This window comes from Mucilaginibacter sp. PAMB04274 (assembly GCF_039634385.2).
GTDB lineage: Bacteria > Bacteroidota > Bacteroidia > Sphingobacteriales > Sphingobacteriaceae > Mucilaginibacter.
Genome location: NZ_CP155081.2, coordinates 77,255 through 93,492, shown reverse-complemented (window position 1 = coordinate 93,492; position 16,238 = coordinate 77,255). Strand labels below are relative to the sequence as shown.

The window sequence follows — 16,238 nt, the reverse complement described above, 5'->3', positions numbered from 1 at the left end:
GGTATTTATGCGCTGTTATAGTACAGCGCATAAATACCTCACTTCAGCCCCGAATGAAATTAATATTAAGAAACATTCTTAGTCTTTTTTACGCTTCCATTTCGCGCTCGTACTTGTTGCCAAAGCGGTCGGTAGCTACCACCTTTACTTTTTTAGCATCGTTGCCCAACTGCATTACAAACAAGTGGTCGGTTTGCCGTGGCTCAGGGAAATGACGGCCGGCCGGTAACATATCGCCCTGGTAAAGCTTTGTGGCAGCCGGATCAAGCCCTTGCTGGTTTTTCAGCACACCTTTGTACTGGCCGTCAATGTAATACTCTATTTTCCATTGCGGATCCCAGTTATAAACATTGGCGGTTAGCTTTTTCTGCTCGTCTATATAAAGCGATAACTGGTTCGATTTATCGGTATCCATCGCTTTGTAATACCACTTCATGTCATTTCCCTCAACATTGTAAACGGCGTAACCACGCGGGGTGCCGTCTTCGCAAACAGGCCCGGTCCACCAGGCGCCACATACAGTACCATGGTTGTGCTCATAAATATTGCCATCAATGTTATTGGCATTGTAATGCGTGTGACCCGACATGATATGCACATTCTTGAATGGTCTTAACAGCTTGTACAATTCCTGGTTGTTTTTCACCTGGTTATACACTGGTATGTGCAGGCAAATGATCAGCAAATCATCCTTTTTTACATACTTTAAATCTTTAGCCAGCCAGTTTAACTGCTGCTCGGTTATGTAACCGTCGTACTCACGCTCAGTACCCAGGTAACGCACGTCATCCAGCATTACATAATGCGCCCGACCGCGATTGAAGGAGTAATAGGTAGGGCCGTACATCTTCTTAAAAGTCTGATCAGATGTTTCATCGCCGCCCAAACGGTAATCCATATCATGGTTGCCCAGGCCCTGAAAAAACGGTACACCTATCTGCCCTATGGCTTTATTATAATCGGCAAACAACTCATGGTTATCCCACACCAAATCGCCTACGCCTATACCGTGTACCAGTTCGCCGCTCAGGCTTTCAACTGTTTTACGTGTATCAGGAACCGATTGCGCCATCATTTGGGCAACGTCTTTTTTGTTTTTTACTTGGGGGTCGGCCCATACGATGAAGGTGTGCTTACTATCATTCTTTTTAAGGGGCACAAGCGTAAAGTCCATGCTGCCACCATCGGCTATGCGGTGGTAATGGCGGGCAATATAATGCTCGTGCGGAAACTCATATCCTGAGGGTATGCTGATAAACACAAATTCGGCCTTTGCATCGGTAGCAAGCTGGTAAGTACCATCGGCCTTCGTAGGTACAATGTTAAATCCGTCTGATACGAGCACGTTAGCCAGCGGCTTGCCTGCGGCAGTTACCTTACCGGTTATAGCTGCGCTTTTGCCAAAGCCGAAAGTGTTTCTGAATTTTAGTGTTAACGCGCCGGTTAAAATCAGCGATCGTTGTATAAATAGTCTGCGGTTCATTTTATTTTTTTATAGTCCGGAATAATAAGGTTCCAGCGTCCAAATTTATCTATAATGCTATAGCCACACATGCTCATATCATGTGCGGCTATAAGGGGTCAGTTTAATTAATCTTTTAAACTGGTAGGTGCAACGCCCGGCTTATCGGCAGTTGCCACCGGAAACTCTGCTTCTATTTCGTTAATTGATGATGTTTTGGTTAACTGAATGATAGATTGTGTACGGGCTTTTACCCACCTGCCTAAGCGTGTATTATAAGTACCACCCAGTTTATAATAAAAGCCCTGATCGGAAGGAGTGGTGTAGGTGAGGGCGGTTGTGTTTGTACCCTGCCTGTAATACGGCTGTGATTGTAAGGTAATTGGATTAACCACATCATAAAAATCGGTGTTGGTTATTTTATAGCCTAGTGCCGGAGGGCCGGCTGAGAATAAGTTACCGCCGGTACTCACAAACATCACATCGATAGGTTCACTATCTTTAGTTACCGCTGTACCATTAAATACGGCCATACCAAATGCGTTACCACTGTTGGCAAAAAATCCGGTATTACGTATGCCGAAACCATCACCATCGGTAGTGGTATAGTTAAACGACCTTATCCAGTTAGATGAGGCCATGCTGGTTGAAGATGATCCGTTTATCATTTTAGCAGCCCCGCCTACATAAAAGAACGTACCTTTTTTGGCCGTGCCTTGTGTTAAATTGAATTTAAAGGTACGGAATGTTGTAGCTGCTGTTGAACCGACTGCAACAGAGCCACCACCCGTAGCCCAGCCGTTTGCCGGGAAGCCGCCTGGTGTAGAGCCGCCGGCATTGTTAGTAACCACTACTGAAAACGGTGTTACTGCAAAATCGATGTCGCGTGTGGCCAGCAACTGTATATACTCATAATTTCCGTCGCCGCCCGATACGTCATTGATGAAACCGCTGATAACAATTGGCGTAAGTGATATCGTAGAACTAAGCAGTTGTGAATCGTCAGCTTTGCGCATCCTGATTTGAGGCGTTAACTTACCATCGGCACCGGTAGTATTATACACAATGCCGTAGAAGTTAGCACTAACCGGCAGAACGTTGTTGGCAAATGCAGCGCCGGGTTCGGTATGCAGGGTAATGTTATCAAAACCGTCATTTACAAATTTGTTACCGGCAAACTTATCACTAGGCGTTGGTATAGGGTCAAAACCACCTTTTACAATGGTCACTAAGGTACTTTCGTACTTAAGCGGATCGGCAAGGATGGCGCTGCTGTTAACCCGGTTGGGTGCTATAGCTTTACCGCTTGCTATTTTGTTGATTGCGCTTAGCGGAATATTTTTGATTTGTAATATGTTATCAGCCCTGGTTAAAGTACCACCGGTTACGGTAACAATAACCGAATCGCCCGATACGAATTTTGTAGCATCGGCACCAATTGGTATGGCAATACCCCTTAGTTGCGAAAGGCGGCGTCTATCTTGCAATATCAAAAATCCGGGAGGCAAATTACCTTGTGCATAATCGGAGATTACTACTCCTGTAATTTTATCGCACCCATACATGTTTTCTTTAGCCAAAGTGACGTCCGTGCCGCTGTATAGTTCGCGTAAATCGTATAAGGATATGTATGGGCTAACGGTAATCGGTATATAATCGCTTTCGCGCTTACAACCCATCCAAACGGCACCTATCACCAAAAGTGCAGTAATATAAAGTATTGTCTTTTTCATATTAAATCGTGCGATATAATTATGGTTTTTGCCACCAAACTAATGTGTTAATATCATCAGCTCCTTGCGATGCTACCGCATTGGCATAGCTTGTAGGGTTTGTTGATTGAGAAGCCAAAGGATAATTTAGCCTTGCGGGCATTCTGCCTCCGTTAGCTAAACCAGTGCCTTTTGGAAGAAAAGGATGGCCCGTTCTGCGATACTCAAACCATTGTTGAAAATCGACCAGAAACATGGCGTAATATTTCTGCAGCTGAATTAACTCCATTTTGCTGGGGGTGCCTGGTGTAGTGGTATTCAGCGGCAAGCTGTTATCCCAATCAATATCAGCTTTAGTTATATAATCGATTAAAGCAGGGTCTGAAGCTGTTTTGAAAAAGCTGGGCAACCAGTAATTTAATCCATCACCAATACCTTTAATGTAATATGCTTCGCCCGTTCCGCTGATCCAACCTTTTGCAGCGGCCTCAGCTAAAATAAAATCAACCTCGGCACAGTTCATGATGATGCCGGTATATGGGTCAGTTTGCAAAGTAACAGCCGCGCTTTGTGCGTCAGAATAAAAATAAGCCTGCTTTGTTAATCCCAAACCAATATCATAACCACTTGGTACACCAACTAAACCATTTGGGCCATTTGCAATGCCAAACCTATTGTAACCATTAGTGCCATACGTAGCGGTAGTAATACGCGGATCAACCCAGTTGGTGAGGTTTCCTAAAAAGAAACTGGTGATAGCCGGCGTTCTGAAGTCAACCGGCCGCACGTTAATCATCAATGGCGAAGAATATACTGCAGTACTACTGTTAGTTCCATTCCACAAAATTTTTGCGGTGTGGGTGTTATCCTCCATAATAGGATAGTTTCCCTTATTGGTTTCGGCAATCTCCTTAATTTTGGCAATTACCTGTGAGCTGACTTCTGCCTTGCCTGAAACACGAAGCAGCATCCGCAGGTATAACGAATTCCCAAACCTGCGCCATTTGCTAACATCGCCCTGGTATACCGGATCGCCTGTTTTGATAATTTCCTTTCCTTCGGCCAACAGCTTGTTAGCCTCTTCCAGCTTGTTAAACAAATCAAGGTAGATGTCTTTTTGCTTATCGTACGCCGGTTGTAAACTGCCTTCTTTGCCCTGATTAGCTTGTGAGTAAGGCACATCGCCGTAAACATCAGTTAGCAATTGAAAAACCCAGGCCTGGGTAATTAACGAAATGCCTTTGTATGATGAATTTTCTGAGCCGGGTTGACTGGCAATCGTATATATATCGCGCAGGTTGGTCAATTCCGGATACCAGGCGTTCCAGGTGTAATCTGCCCAGTTACGTCTTACATCATACCTGAAAACTCTGCCCTCTGAATCACTTACATCTACCGTAACCTGCATTAGCTCGTTGTTAAAGCCACGGTTACGCACCATATTAGCCTGTAAAATATTCACCAGCGCCGGCGCTAATAACTGGTTTGCTGTTGTACTTGTTTTACCTATTGGGTCGGTATTTACTTCATTAAAATCTTTTGTGCAAGAAGCTAAAGCAGTAAGGGCCGACAGTAATATATAGCTGGTTATTTTCTTTAACGATTTCATAATTTCCTATTTTATATCCCTACAACTAAACGAAATCCATAACTTCTGGTGGATGGTAACTGACCCGTTTCAAATCCCTGAACAATATCGGTACCTGATAGTGTACCAAACTCAGGATCAAACGCCGGCCAAGGCGACCAGATGAACAGGTTACGTCCGTATATACCTAAACTCAGTTTATTAACACCAATCTTCCTTACTAACTTTGTGTCGAAGTTGTAAGACAGGTTGGCTTCTCTAAATTTTAAATAATCAGTTTTGAATATGCTCCCTTCTGCCTGATCTGAGCCATATAACGAGTTATAAAAAGATTCTACGTTAGAGGCTATTACATCGTTAGGACGGTAAGTTCCATCCGGGTTTTGTACTACACCGTCACCAATAATGCCGTTGTAACGTCCGGGTACGGTAATTTTTAGCTTACCCAACGCTGCCATTCTGGAAAAGGTGAGTGAATGTGCTACTGCACCCAATTGTGCATCAAACAATCCAGACAAACTAAAGCGCTGATAAGTAACCGTAGTACCAAAGCTGAATCTGAACTTAGGCATGGTATTGCCCAGGTAAACAAGCGCATCACCCGCCTTGGCATTTCCAGAAACCGCATCATAAAGAATTTGACCATCAGGAGCACGCACAATATCTCTTCCGTATAAGTCGCCCATGCTGCCGCCAACGCTGGCTACAATAGCTGCGCCGCCCAAAGGACCTGTTCTGAGCACAACAGAACTATCTGCCAGTTCCATTATTTTATTGCGATTGGCGGTGAACGTACCGGTAAGCTGCCAAGAGAACTTCTTGGTTTGTATAGGTGTGCCGCTCAAAGAAATTTCGATACCTCTGTTCTGAACATTACCTACGTTAAATACGGCTACGTTATAACCAGTTGAACGGTCTACAACCCTGTTTAAGATTTGATTTTTGGTATTGCCTTTGTAAACTGCTAAATCGAAATTCAACCGGTTATTAAATAAATGTATTTCGGTACCTAACTCTGTTGTAGTCGTTTTTAAGGGCTTTAAGTTTGGATTGGGCAACACACCTGGATTAGTCATCGCACTATCCGGATAAATGCCGTTAGAAGCAAGCGTGTAATTATACGAGGTACGGTAAGGAACTGTACTACCACTACCCACCTGAGCTAAAGATGCTCTTAATTTTAAATAGTTAATGAATTTAGGTAAGTGCCAAAAATCTGAAGCAATAAACGAGGCACTTGCCGATGGATAGAAGAAGCCTACATTATTTGTTCTTAACGGCGTAGCCAAGGTACTGCTCCAATCCTGGCGGGCTGTTAAATCCAGGTACAGATAGCTTTTCAGGCTAAAAGACACCAGGCCGTAAAAACTGTTAAGGCGGTAACGTGCGGTATCCGGAACCGAAATTAAAGGATTAGCATTATTATCTAATCTATATTCTCCCGGAATGACCAAACCATCAGCCCTGAGCTCAGATTTCTTATATTCATTACGCAACTGGCTACCACCAATCGACGCATTCATTTGGATAGATCTTGATATTTTTTTGTTGTATCTCAACAAGAAATCGGCATTGATTTCATACGATTTAATGTCCTGTACACGGTAAGAGCCTTGGGCAAACTTATTACCCGCAGCATCCCAGGGGCGCAGTGTTTCGCGCACATCTTTATTGTAATCTATCGAACCACGTAACATCAAGCTCAATTCATTGGTTAGCTTGTAGGTGGCCTGTAAGTTTCCGATAACACCGTTTCTGCCTTGTTTATTGATGTATTGCTCCGAAATGGCGTAAGGACCTTCGGGGTTAGTTGTGGTAATGTTCACAAACTTTCGGCCCTCTTGTCCGGTTGCCCAGTAATTCTTGTACCAATCGGTATTAACGTTGGGTTGAGCAAACATGAACCAGTACATCAACGACTGGTTGCCATAACCGGTAGCTGGCAGGTTATCACTATTGCGGTTGTTATAAATAGCTTTAAGCTGAATATTTAATCTCTTGGTAACTTCACTGTTTGCCGAGAACGAAATATTAGTACGATTTAAACCAGTATTTGGCACAATCCAGTTATCGTTTCCATGGCTGGCAGAAAACCGCATACCTACCTTTTTCGAGCCACCATCTATGGTTATGGAGTTTAACGTTTCAAATCCTGTTTTAAAAAATGATTTAATCGGATCTTCGTAAGCTACCCATGGCGTTCTGGTCAGGCCTCTTGCTTGAGTTTCCGGATCATATTGAAAATAACTTCGTCCGCCAGTAAAGGGTGCCCCCCAGGTTGAACTGGTGCCACTTGTACTGCCACCATCATTAGTATCTCCATAAGAGTAATAATTTACACCACCTAATCCTGATCCAAAATCACTTTGCCTGTCGGGGCTTTTGTTAACCGACTCCCAGGTGTTGGCAGAAGTAAGGGTGATATTCAGCTTTCTCTTTGCTTTAGCCGATTTGGTGGTGATGATGATGGCACCATTTGCACCCCGTTGGCCATAAAGCGCAGAGGCGCCAGGGCCTTTTAACACGGTTACGCTTTCAATATCCTCAGGGTTTAAGTCGTTCAAGGCAGAACCGAAGTCGGGAGGCATGATATCACCAGAAGTACCATATACACCGCCCGATGATGCAGCTGTTCTTCGTGAAGAGCTACTTGCTACTACACCGTCAATCACAATAAGCGCCTCATTATCTCCGGTAAGGTTATTCTCTCCCCGTAAAATAATTTTGTTCGATCCGGCAGGGCCGCTGTTTCTTACCAAGTTCAAGCCAGCTACTTTTCCCGATAATGCATCTGTCCAGTTACTGGCCGGAGCGTTTGTAAATGCGCTGCTGTCTACCTGCGAAGCGGAGTAACCTAACGCCCTTTTATCTCTTTTTATGCCCAGTGCGGTAACAACAACCTCGTTTAACTCGCTTGAGCCCCGTTTAAGGCGCACGGTAAACTTCTGCTGGTTGTTGTTTAATGTAAACTTTTGCGTTGTGTAGCCTACATAACCAATATTTATTTCGGTACCTACCGGCACCCTAACCGTGAAACTACCGGTAACATTGGTTACAGTAAGTGTTCTTTTTTGATTATCGCTAATGGTAACGCCTATAAGCGGTTCTGAATCATCATTATCAATCACCGTACCGCTCACCATAACGGTGCGTGGCTGCGCTTGCAATGTACCAGCTACAGCTGTTGCAGGAGCAACTGTGGCTGTTGCCGCCGCAATCATTGCCAGCAGGCCAACCAATTGCATAGTATAACCCTGCCGCGGGAATACGATGTTTATGGAAAGCCTACTTTTAAAATAAGTAAAAGTTTTTTTCATAATTAATGCCTGTAGTACTTGTTCCTGTTGTGTTTGGAGCGCTTAGTTTGCGTGTATTTACTTTCAGGCAAAAGTTGAAAAAGGCTGTTAAGGGAATGTTAAAAGCGCGTGATGGTTACATTACCATTTTGGCAATGATTTGTAACATATTTGAGATAAGAAGAATATTTTGAAGGAATAATTTTAACATCTGATAAATACCGGAGCAACGAAACAATTTGCAGCTATTTCTTATAAGGCAATCTTAACAGGAAGTAAAAACAGGTTTAACCGTTTTATAACCCTGCTTTAACTTAAACTAAAATTTATTTGAACTTTACTTTCTGCCTGCGGTATAATTTTCTGATTTTCGCGATCGTTTTAAGTGTGTATATCGAATTATGAAGTTACTGTATAAAAGTATGTTAGCTGGGGCAATGGTCCTGGGGTTGTTTTCGTCCTGCTCTCACTCCAAAAAAAATAGCGTTGCACACAACGATAAGCCTTTTGAGCCGCAAAAACTTTTAAAGTACAACCCTAAAGATGCTGACAAAGAAATTGATGCTTTTATGCAGCACCTGCACCAAAAAAGCGCATTTAATGGCAATGTGCTGGTAGCTAAAAAAGGAAAGATCATTTATGAAGGCGCGTTTGGCTGGGCTAATCATCTCACACGCGACAGCCTTAAACTAGATTCGAAATTTGAACTAGCATCCGTATCCAAAACCATGACCGGCACTGCGATAATGCAGTTGTGGGAGCAAGGCAAAATAAAGCTCGACCAGGACGTTCGGGACTTTTTTCCAAACTTTCCTTATCAGGGTGTTACTATACGCCTGCTGCTTACTCACCGCTCGGGCATGATGAACTATGTTTACTTTGTGGATGGCTTGTACCGCTCACAGCACTTAAACCAGCAAAAAGGCATCACCAACAGAGAGGTTATGGACCTGATTGCACAATATAAACCTGCACCATTTAATCAACCCAATAAGCGCTTCTTATATAACAACTCCAATTACATGGTATTGGGGTCTATTATTGAGAAAGTAACCGGCATGCCCTACGCTCAATATATGCAGCAAAACGTATTTAAACCCGCAGGCATGACCCATACGGCTGTATACTCCAAAGCTACCTATGATAAAATACCGGTTGACGTTGTTGGACACGACCGCAACAGTTGGCGCTACTCGGTTGCCCAAAACTTTTTAGATGGGCCCGTAGGTGATAAAGGCATTTACAGCACCATTGGCGATTTGTACCTGTTTGACCAGGCGCTGAAAGCCGGCCGCTTAATCAAACCAGCCACGCAGGATTCGGCCTATACCGGTCGTAATCCGGCTATTCGCGGTCATTTTAATTATGGTTACGGCTGGCGTATTTTTGAAGGCCCTAACGAGAAGGTGGTATATCATACCGGCTGGTGGCATGGTTTCAGGCACATTTTTTTACGCGATATGAAAAACGATGTGACCATTGTTTTGTTAGGTAACTTAGTAAACGGCAGCTTGCTGCACCTGGACGATTTGTATAAAATGACCGGCATGCCCGTGGTTCGCAAGGGCGCCTACCGTGGTACCGGCGAAACAGCCGATGACTAAGTGGGTTACAAGTTGCAGAGCTATTTGCCTATTACGCTTAACCTACCAATACAAAGCCACAATTTAGCTATCATTAACGGAATAACTTAATAAGTACATTATGTTCGATAAACTATTTGAAGCACAGCAAAAAGCAGGCGAGGTTAAAAAACGCCTGGATGCTATTACCGTAACCGGCACCGCTGAGGGTGGAAAAATTACGGTATCGGCCAATGGCAATAAGGTTTTGCAAAGCATTGCTATTGACGATGCCTTTTTAAGAGATGCTGATAAAGAAGAGTTAGAAGAACTGCTCTTAATAGCTGTAAATAAAGCACTTGAGCAAGCCGAAAACGTAAGCCAAGCCGAAACAGCGGCCATGACCAAAGAAATGTTTGGCGATTTAGGCAGCATGTTTGGTAAGTAATATCTAACCGAAAGTTCCATAATTTCCGGTTGCAAACATTGTATTCAAATGCATGTTTAAACAACAACTTATACATTTGCAGCATAAATCAAATTAGCACTTATGAAACTCACCTATTACGGACACTCTACCGTTGAGATACAAACGGGTGGAAAAACCCTGTTGTTCGACCCGTTTATTACACCAAATGAACTGGCCAAGCATATTGACATTAACCAGCTAAAGCCAGATTACATATTAATTTCGCACGGGCACGGCGACCACGTGGCCGATTTGCTGCCCATCCAAAAAAACAGCGGCGCCAAGGTGATCTGTATTGCAGAGATAGCTGCCTGGTTAGGCAACCAAGGCGTAGCCGATGCGCATGGCATGAACATTGGTGGCAGTTTTAATTTTGATTTTGGCCGTGTAAAAATGGTATATGCTTTACATTCCAGCTCTATGCCAGATGGCAGCTACGGCGGCGTACCGGCAGGCTTTGTTATATATGCCGAGGGTAAAAAGATTTACTTTGCAGGTGATACAGCGCTTACCTACGATATGAAGCTACTGGCCGAAGAGGAGTTAAGCTGGGCAATATTGCCAATAGGCGATAACTATACCATGGGTATTGATGACGCTATTAAGGCGGCCGATTTTATTGGCTGTAAAGACGTTATAGGTGTGCATTATGATACTATGCCGGTTATTAAAATCGATAAGAATGAAGCACTGGAGAAATTTCTTAAAGCCGGCCTTAACTTAAAGCTTCCCGCTATTGGCGATAGCATGGAGCTTTAAAAACTATATGCCAACCGCTCCCTTCGTTTTGAGTCGCAGATACGAAACGCTGTTATTAGTGCGAGGTGCATGAAAACAAGATATCTCCTATTTATTATCTGAGATAACGAAAAACCTAAAAAGAAATAAAACAAGAAAGCCAGGCTGTAATAAGCCTGGCTTTCTTGTTTTAATCTTCTACCTCGGGAAAAGAATCAGGAGGTCTTACATTTTCGACATGGTGTCTTTCTTTGTAGTGTCCCTTTTACCTTTCTTCTTCATTTTGCCGTCTTTCTTTTTCTTTTTAGTAGTGTCGGTCTGCATAACGCCGGCTTTTGCCGGGGTAATACCATGTGCAAAAACGGTTCCGAACGAGATTGCCGCTAAGGCAATCATACAACATACTTTTTTCATAACAGCTGCATTAATTTGATTAATAGTTAATTATTAAACAGCGCGGCTCTCCATATGTTGCTGCATATCAAAACTTTATATTACTGTTCCATTTGGTATGATAGCACGCTTTTTCACAACTACGATACCATCTTGCACAGTATAAGCACCATAATCGCCGTCTTCCAGCTTTTCGCCGCAGTTAATACACACATCGTTTCCTATATGTGCATTTTTATCGATGATTGCATTTTTAATCTTACACCGGTCGCCAATACCCATAATAGGCGAATTGCTGGCTTTAAGCTCTTCTATTTGTTCCAGGGTTTGGTAGTTATCGCCACCCATTACATAGCAATTCTCAATATCGGTATCAAAACCTATACGGGTACGTATACCTATAATAGAGCGTTTTATACGGCTGGCGTTAATAATACACCCATCAGAAATAATGGACCTTTCTAACAAAGTGCCCGATATTTTAGATGGTGGCAACATACGTGCGCGCGTAAAAATATGGCGCTTATCAAACAGGTTAAACTGTGGTATGTCATCCGTTAGGCCCAGGTTGGCTTCAAAGAACGATGGTATAGTACCTATATCCTCCCAATACCCCTCATACTGATAGCTGGTTACTTTATGCGTTTTGATAGATTGCGGAATGATCTCCTTACCAAAATCAGGGTGCTCATTACCTTGCAAAAGCTCATACAGGGTTTTACGGTTAAAAATGTAGATTCCCATTGAAGCCAGGTAAAAACGTCCCTGCGCTGCCATTTCTTCGCTTACCTCTGATGCCCAGCTTTCAAAATTGCTTTTAGGCTTTTCAATAAAATCAGTGATTTCACTTTCCTCATTGGTTCTCAAAATGCCAAAACCAGGAACATCATTAGCATGCACCGGAATGGTAGCAATAGAAATATCGGCTTTGCTCCGGATATGCGACTCAACCATGTCTTTAAAATCCAGTTGGTAGAGCTGGTCGCCAGACAGGATAAGCACATAATCAAATTCATGAACACTTAAATGGTGCAGACTTTGTCTCACCGCGTCGGCTGTACCCTGAAACCATCCCACGTTTGAAGGTGTTTGTTCGGCCGCTAGTATATCCACAAATGAATCGCTGAAGCTGCTGAAATGGTAGGTGTTCTTAATATGCTTATTAAGCGATGCCGAGTTAAATTGTGTTAATACAAAAATACGCTCGAAACCCGAGTGTAAACAGTTAGAAATAGGAATATCAACCAAGCGGTACTTACCGGCAATAGGTACTGCTGGTTTTGACCGGGTAGCTGTGAGCGGAAATAAGCGTGTTCCCTGGCCCCCGCCAAGCACTATGCTGATTACTTTGGAGTTCATATAATTGGATTTAAGCTTTCATATAATTGGTTGTACTGTTTGGCCGATTGGGTCCAGGAGAAATCAAGGGCCATCATACGTTTACGTAACAAATGCAGGTGTTCATGGTTCTTGTAAAGTTCAATTGCCCGGCGTACAGAGTGGGTAATATCATCTACGCTGCTTTGGTTAAAGCAAATACCATAGCCACCTTCGTCACCAAAGTCAACAACTGTGTCAATAAGGCCGCCGGTACGGCGCACTATAGGTACTGTACCATAGCGTAAAGCATACAGCTGGTTAAGCCCGCAAGGCTCCACCCGCGACGGCATCAGCAAAAAATCACTGCCGGCGTAAATGAGGTGCGCCAGGGCTTCATTATAACCTATGTAAGTTTTATAACTATCCGGAAACTGCTCATTTAATTGTACTAATGCCGCCTCAGTATCTTTATCACCTGCGCCTAAAACCAGCACATTTAAATCGCCTGCATGTTCGCGCAGGCTTTGGGTTAAGGCCTGGGGCAATAAATCTGCACCCTTTTCAATTACCAAACGGCCAATAAAAGATACCAGAGGTTTATTCACATCAAGGCCAAAGCGTTCACATAAAGCTTGCTTGTTGGCCAGTTTGCCTGCATCGGGCTCCTTAGCATCAATAGGCCCGGCAATCATAGGGTCGGCTACAGGGTTCCATACTTCAGTATCAATCCCGTTAATAATGCCCATGCCTTTTGCCCCTTCGATGTAAAACAAGTACTCCAGCCCGTTTGAGTTGATAGAAAGCTCGTGCAGGTAACTGGGCGAAACGGCAGTATACTTATCGCAACATTTAATGGCGCAGGCCAGCGGGTTGATACCGCCTCCCCAGTCCAGCAAACCGGCATAAGCCATGTCAACCTCGGGCAGATAGTCAAATTTATCGTACCCAAAAGCGCCGTGATACTGCCCGTTATGTATAGTAAATACCGTAGTGGTTTTAGCCAGGCGCTTGTAAAGGGCCGAGTGTTGTAATAAAAACGGAATAAGGCCAACGTGATGATCGTGGCAATGAATCACATCAGGCTTTTGCTGCGACCAGTTGATCCAGTCTAAAAAGGCCAGCTGAAAGGCAATAAATTGTTCGCGTTCATCGGGATAGCTATACACTTCAGGGCGATCAAGCAGCCCAGGCATATAAATCAAAAAAAGTTCAAAACCGAGCTTATTGGTTCGTTCTTTCCAAATCTCAAACTCGTAACGTTTAGCGCCCAGCAGGTTCGACGCTTCAAATACTATATCAAACTCGCTCTCTTGCACAAACTTACGGTCGTAATAAGGCAATACTACAGCGGCTTGTAAACCAGCCTCATTTTGGTACTTAGGCAAGGCGCCCACAACATCAGCCAATCCGCCAACCTTGGCTACAGGATAGCACTCTGCCGCTAAGTGATAAACTTTCATTTTATAGGTATAATGGCCTCCAATGTAAGCAAAAGTTTGCTTACCAAAATACAACCTGTAAGTAATAAATGTGTTTTGACAAAACTGCTATTTATTGTGTGATATACCGGGCTTAGTGTACGCAGATTTAATACAGTTAGTGCGTAACCAAGCGCTTTTGCATCTTGTATACACAGTAGCAGCATTTTATAAACAATATTAAACTTACAGGTGTTATAACCCTACATTAAATTGAAGATACTATGCAATGGATGGGCAGACGCGAAAGCAGTAACGCAGAAGAAGGCAGCGGCCGTGGTGGTGGCCTGGCCATAGGTGGCGGTATAGTTGGCATTATTGGTGCCATTATATACATGTTTACGGGCGTAAACGTGTCGCAGATAATTCCGAACACAGGCGGTGGGCAGCAACAGGAGCAAACCAACACACGCTTAACCGAGTCAAAAAGTAAAGAACAAAGTTTTGCCCGCGTGGTGCTGGCCGATACGGAAGACACCTGGAACCAGCTTTTCCGTGAAATGGGCGGCACTTATAAAGAACCCACTATACACTTTTTTGAAGAAGGTGTAAATACCGAAGGTTGCGGTGTTGCCGGATCGGCAACCGGCCCGTTCTATTGCCCTGCCGACCAAAAAGTGTATTTGGATTTATCTTTCTTTCAGGAATTGGAGCAGCGCTTTGGCGCAGCCGGTGATTTTGCCCGCGCTTATGTAATAGCGCATGAAGTTGGCCACCATGTGCAGAAATTATTGGGTGTATCAGATAAAATGGACCAGGCCAGGCAGCAGCTGAGCGAGGAACAATACAACAAGCTATCGGTGAAGCTGGAATTACAGGCCGACTTTTATGCCGGCGTGTGGGCTTATTACGAAAAAAAACGCGGGCTGCTGGAAACCGGCGACATTGAGGAGGCCCTCAATGCGGCCAATGCCATTGGCGACGACCGGCTTACACAAGGCCGCGTATCGCCCGACTCGTTCACCCACGGCACCAGCGCCCAGCGCATGTACTGGTTTAAAAAAGGTTTTGAAACTGGCGACGTAAAACAAGGCAACACCTTTGCCAGTGCAGATTTGGAGTAAGGGTAAATAACTTATTCTTTGGTACATTTGAATAAAATCATTTTGTATGAAAGAAGGCCAACGCCTTTGGAACAGAGAGGAAACCATTTTAGCTGTCAACCTTTATTGCAAAATTCCATTTGGGCAAATGCACAGCCGAAATAAGGAAGTTATTGAGTTGGCCCTCTTGATTAATAGAACACCAAGCTCCGTGGCGAGGAAGTTAGGCAATTTCGCCAGCCTCGACCCTAAACTGAAAGAAAGGGGTATTACAGGTCTATCAAACATTAGCAAACTTGATAAGGAGGTTTGGCATGAGTATATGCAAAACTGGGACACTGAGTTTTTCGAGGGTGAAAAGCTATTAGCGCAAATGAAGAACATAACTGTTGTTCAGCAAAATCAAGTCAATTTAGATGACCTGCCTTTGATGGAAGGAAGGGAAAGGGAGCGCTTGGTTAAAGTGAGAGTTAATCAATCAATATTTAGAAAGATAGTTCTATCTAACTTTAATAACATGTGTTGCATTACAGGTATCCAAATGCCTGAGTTGTTAGTTGCCAGCCACATAACACCATGGAGTAAGGATAAAAGGAACCAACTTAATCCAAAAAATGGTCTATCTCTTAATGCGCTACATGATAAAGCGTTTGATAACTTTTTAATTACGATTTCCGAAGACCTCAAGATTAAGATTTCATCTAGCTTTTATAAACACAAGGATGTGCCAAGTATTAAGGAGAACTTTATCAATTACGATGGACGTCAAATTATTGCACCTATTAAATTTGATCCGGGTGTGGCATTTTTAAAATATCATAATGATCGGTTCGAGTCTTAAAACTTCACTTTTATCCAATTGATTATTAAAACCGGCCTTAACTATCTTGGCTGGATGCAAAATATAAAACTCAATTACCCTTACCGGGATGGGGCCAACTATAAGAATTTTGGAAAAGGTTGTATTTGCTGCTAGTGAAGAGGTGTCTCTAAGCCACCTAAATGCACTTATTCAATCAAAACTGATTGATGCCACTTGGTTTCATGCAGAACAATGGCAACTGCCCGATTTACATTTTAAGCTTCGGTGCGATGAAACAGATCACACCTTTCATGATTTGAATATCTCGAATTGACAAACGAAGCACCAAATACTTTACTTACTTTAGCACAGTTC

At 43.4% G+C, this 16,238-nt stretch carries 13 protein-coding genes; 6 read left to right on the top strand and 7 right to left on the bottom strand.

The genetic code is table 11. The features are described 5' to 3' along the window. Positions 1-88: 88 nt before the first annotated feature. The 4 genes from ABDD95_RS00440 to ABDD95_RS00425 all read right to left on the bottom strand — a co-directional run bounded on the left by ABDD95_RS00440 (position 89) and on the right by ABDD95_RS00425 (position 8,079). Complete coding sequence (locus ABDD95_RS00440) at positions 89-1,483, bottom strand: calcineurin-like phosphoesterase family protein (RefSeq protein WP_345949931.1); 1,395 nt, start codon at positions 1,481-1,483, stop codon at positions 89-91. A 107-nt stretch (positions 1,484-1,590) separates the two neighbouring features. Beyond that, positions 1,591-3,195 (bottom strand): DUF5689 domain-containing protein, encoded by a 1,605-nt coding sequence (locus ABDD95_RS00435; protein ID WP_345949930.1) that lies wholly within the window; start codon positions 3,193-3,195, stop codon positions 1,591-1,593. Between the two features lie 19 nt (positions 3,196-3,214). Then, positions 3,215-4,783: a SusD/RagB family nutrient-binding outer membrane lipoprotein gene (locus tag ABDD95_RS00430; RefSeq protein WP_345949929.1), complete on the bottom strand. Its 1,569-nt coding sequence runs from the start codon at positions 4,781-4,783 to the stop codon at positions 3,215-3,217. 11 nt (positions 4,784-4,794) lie between these two features. Next, positions 4,795-8,079: a SusC/RagA family TonB-linked outer membrane protein gene (locus tag ABDD95_RS00425; RefSeq protein WP_345949928.1), complete on the bottom strand. Its 3,285-nt coding sequence runs from the start codon at positions 8,077-8,079 to the stop codon at positions 4,795-4,797. 380 nt (positions 8,080-8,459) lie between these two features. Between ABDD95_RS00425 and ABDD95_RS00420 the strand changes: the two genes are divergently transcribed. The 3 genes from ABDD95_RS00420 (at position 8,460) to ABDD95_RS00410 (ending at position 10,848) form a co-directional block, all read left to right on the top strand. Beyond that, on the top strand, positions 8,460-9,662 hold the full coding sequence (locus tag ABDD95_RS00420; protein WP_345949927.1) for a serine hydrolase domain-containing protein: 1,203 nt from the start codon (positions 8,460-8,462) through the stop codon (positions 9,660-9,662). A gap of 100 nt (positions 9,663-9,762) precedes the next feature. After that, on the top strand, positions 9,763-10,068 hold the full coding sequence (locus ABDD95_RS00415; RefSeq protein ID WP_345949926.1) for a YbaB/EbfC family nucleoid-associated protein: 306 nt from the start codon (positions 9,763-9,765) through the stop codon (positions 10,066-10,068). Positions 10,069-10,170: 102 nt separating this feature from the next. Next, entirely contained in the window at positions 10,171-10,848 is a 678-nt protein-coding gene (locus ABDD95_RS00410; RefSeq protein WP_345949925.1) for a metal-dependent hydrolase, read from the top strand. Positions 10,849-11,052: 204 nt separating this feature from the next. Here ABDD95_RS00410 and ABDD95_RS00405 read toward each other — a convergent pair whose 3' ends face one another. From ABDD95_RS00405 to ABDD95_RS00395, 3 genes are all read right to left on the bottom strand, one after another. Beyond that, a complete protein-coding gene (locus ABDD95_RS00405) occupies positions 11,053-11,241 on the bottom strand; it encodes a hypothetical protein (protein ID WP_345949924.1) in 189 nt (62 codons plus the stop codon). Between the two features lie 75 nt (positions 11,242-11,316). Further along, positions 11,317-12,579 carry a glucose-1-phosphate adenylyltransferase gene (locus tag ABDD95_RS00400; protein ID WP_345949923.1) on the bottom strand — a complete coding sequence of 421 codons (1,263 nt, stop codon included), beginning with the start codon at positions 12,577-12,579 and terminating at the stop codon, positions 11,317-11,319. After that, positions 12,576-14,000, bottom strand: a complete 1,425-nt coding sequence (locus tag ABDD95_RS00395; RefSeq protein WP_345949922.1) for a glycogen/starch synthase — start codon at positions 13,998-14,000, stop codon at positions 12,576-12,578. The genes ABDD95_RS00400 and ABDD95_RS00395 overlap by 4 nt, the downstream gene beginning before the upstream one ends. A 242-nt stretch (positions 14,001-14,242) precedes the next feature. Here ABDD95_RS00395 and ABDD95_RS00390 point away from each other — a divergent pair, with 242 nt between their 5' ends. The 3 genes from ABDD95_RS00390 (at position 14,243) to ABDD95_RS00380 (ending at position 16,197) form a co-directional block, all read left to right on the top strand. Further along, positions 14,243-15,082: a neutral zinc metallopeptidase gene (locus ABDD95_RS00390; RefSeq protein WP_345949921.1), complete on the top strand. Its 840-nt coding sequence runs from the start codon at positions 14,243-14,245 to the stop codon at positions 15,080-15,082. 46 nt (positions 15,083-15,128) lie between these two features. Then, on the top strand, positions 15,129-15,902 hold the full coding sequence (locus tag ABDD95_RS00385) for an HNH endonuclease (protein WP_345949920.1): 774 nt from the start codon (positions 15,129-15,131) through the stop codon (positions 15,900-15,902). Positions 15,903-16,011: 109 nt separating this feature from the next. Then, positions 16,012-16,197, top strand: a complete 186-nt coding sequence (locus ABDD95_RS00380; RefSeq protein ID WP_345949919.1) for a hypothetical protein — start codon at positions 16,012-16,014, stop codon at positions 16,195-16,197. The last annotated feature ends 41 nt before the right edge of the window (positions 16,198-16,238 follow it).

Excerpts from the sequence above, each read along its gene's own strand:
- ABDD95_RS00440 (WP_345949931.1), bottom strand. The coding sequence starts at position 1,483 with ATGAACCGCAGACTATTTATACAACGATCGCTGATTTTAACCGGCGCG.
- ABDD95_RS00435 (WP_345949930.1), bottom strand. The coding sequence starts at position 3,195 with ATGAAAAAGACAATACTTTATATTACTGCACTTTTGGTGATAGGTGCC.
- ABDD95_RS00430 (WP_345949929.1), bottom strand. The coding sequence starts at position 4,783 with ATGAAATCGTTAAAGAAAATAACCAGCTATATATTACTGTCGGCCCTT.
- ABDD95_RS00425 (WP_345949928.1), bottom strand. The coding sequence starts at position 8,079 with ATGAAAAAAACTTTTACTTATTTTAAAAGTAGGCTTTCCATAAACATC.
- ABDD95_RS00420 (WP_345949927.1), top strand. The coding sequence starts at position 8,460 with ATGAAGTTACTGTATAAAAGTATGTTAGCTGGGGCAATGGTCCTGGGG.
- ABDD95_RS00415 (WP_345949926.1), top strand. The coding sequence starts at position 9,763 with ATGTTCGATAAACTATTTGAAGCACAGCAAAAAGCAGGCGAGGTTAAA.
- ABDD95_RS00410 (WP_345949925.1), top strand. The coding sequence starts at position 10,171 with ATGAAACTCACCTATTACGGACACTCTACCGTTGAGATACAAACGGGT.
- ABDD95_RS00405 (WP_345949924.1), bottom strand. The coding sequence starts at position 11,241 with ATGAAAAAAGTATGTTGTATGATTGCCTTAGCGGCAATCTCGTTCGGA.
- ABDD95_RS00400 (WP_345949923.1), bottom strand. The coding sequence starts at position 12,579 with ATGAACTCCAAAGTAATCAGCATAGTGCTTGGCGGGGGCCAGGGAACA.
- ABDD95_RS00395 (WP_345949922.1), bottom strand. The coding sequence starts at position 14,000 with ATGAAAGTTTATCACTTAGCGGCAGAGTGCTATCCTGTAGCCAAGGTT.
- ABDD95_RS00390 (WP_345949921.1), top strand. The coding sequence starts at position 14,243 with ATGCAATGGATGGGCAGACGCGAAAGCAGTAACGCAGAAGAAGGCAGC.
- ABDD95_RS00385 (WP_345949920.1), top strand. The coding sequence starts at position 15,129 with ATGAAAGAAGGCCAACGCCTTTGGAACAGAGAGGAAACCATTTTAGCT.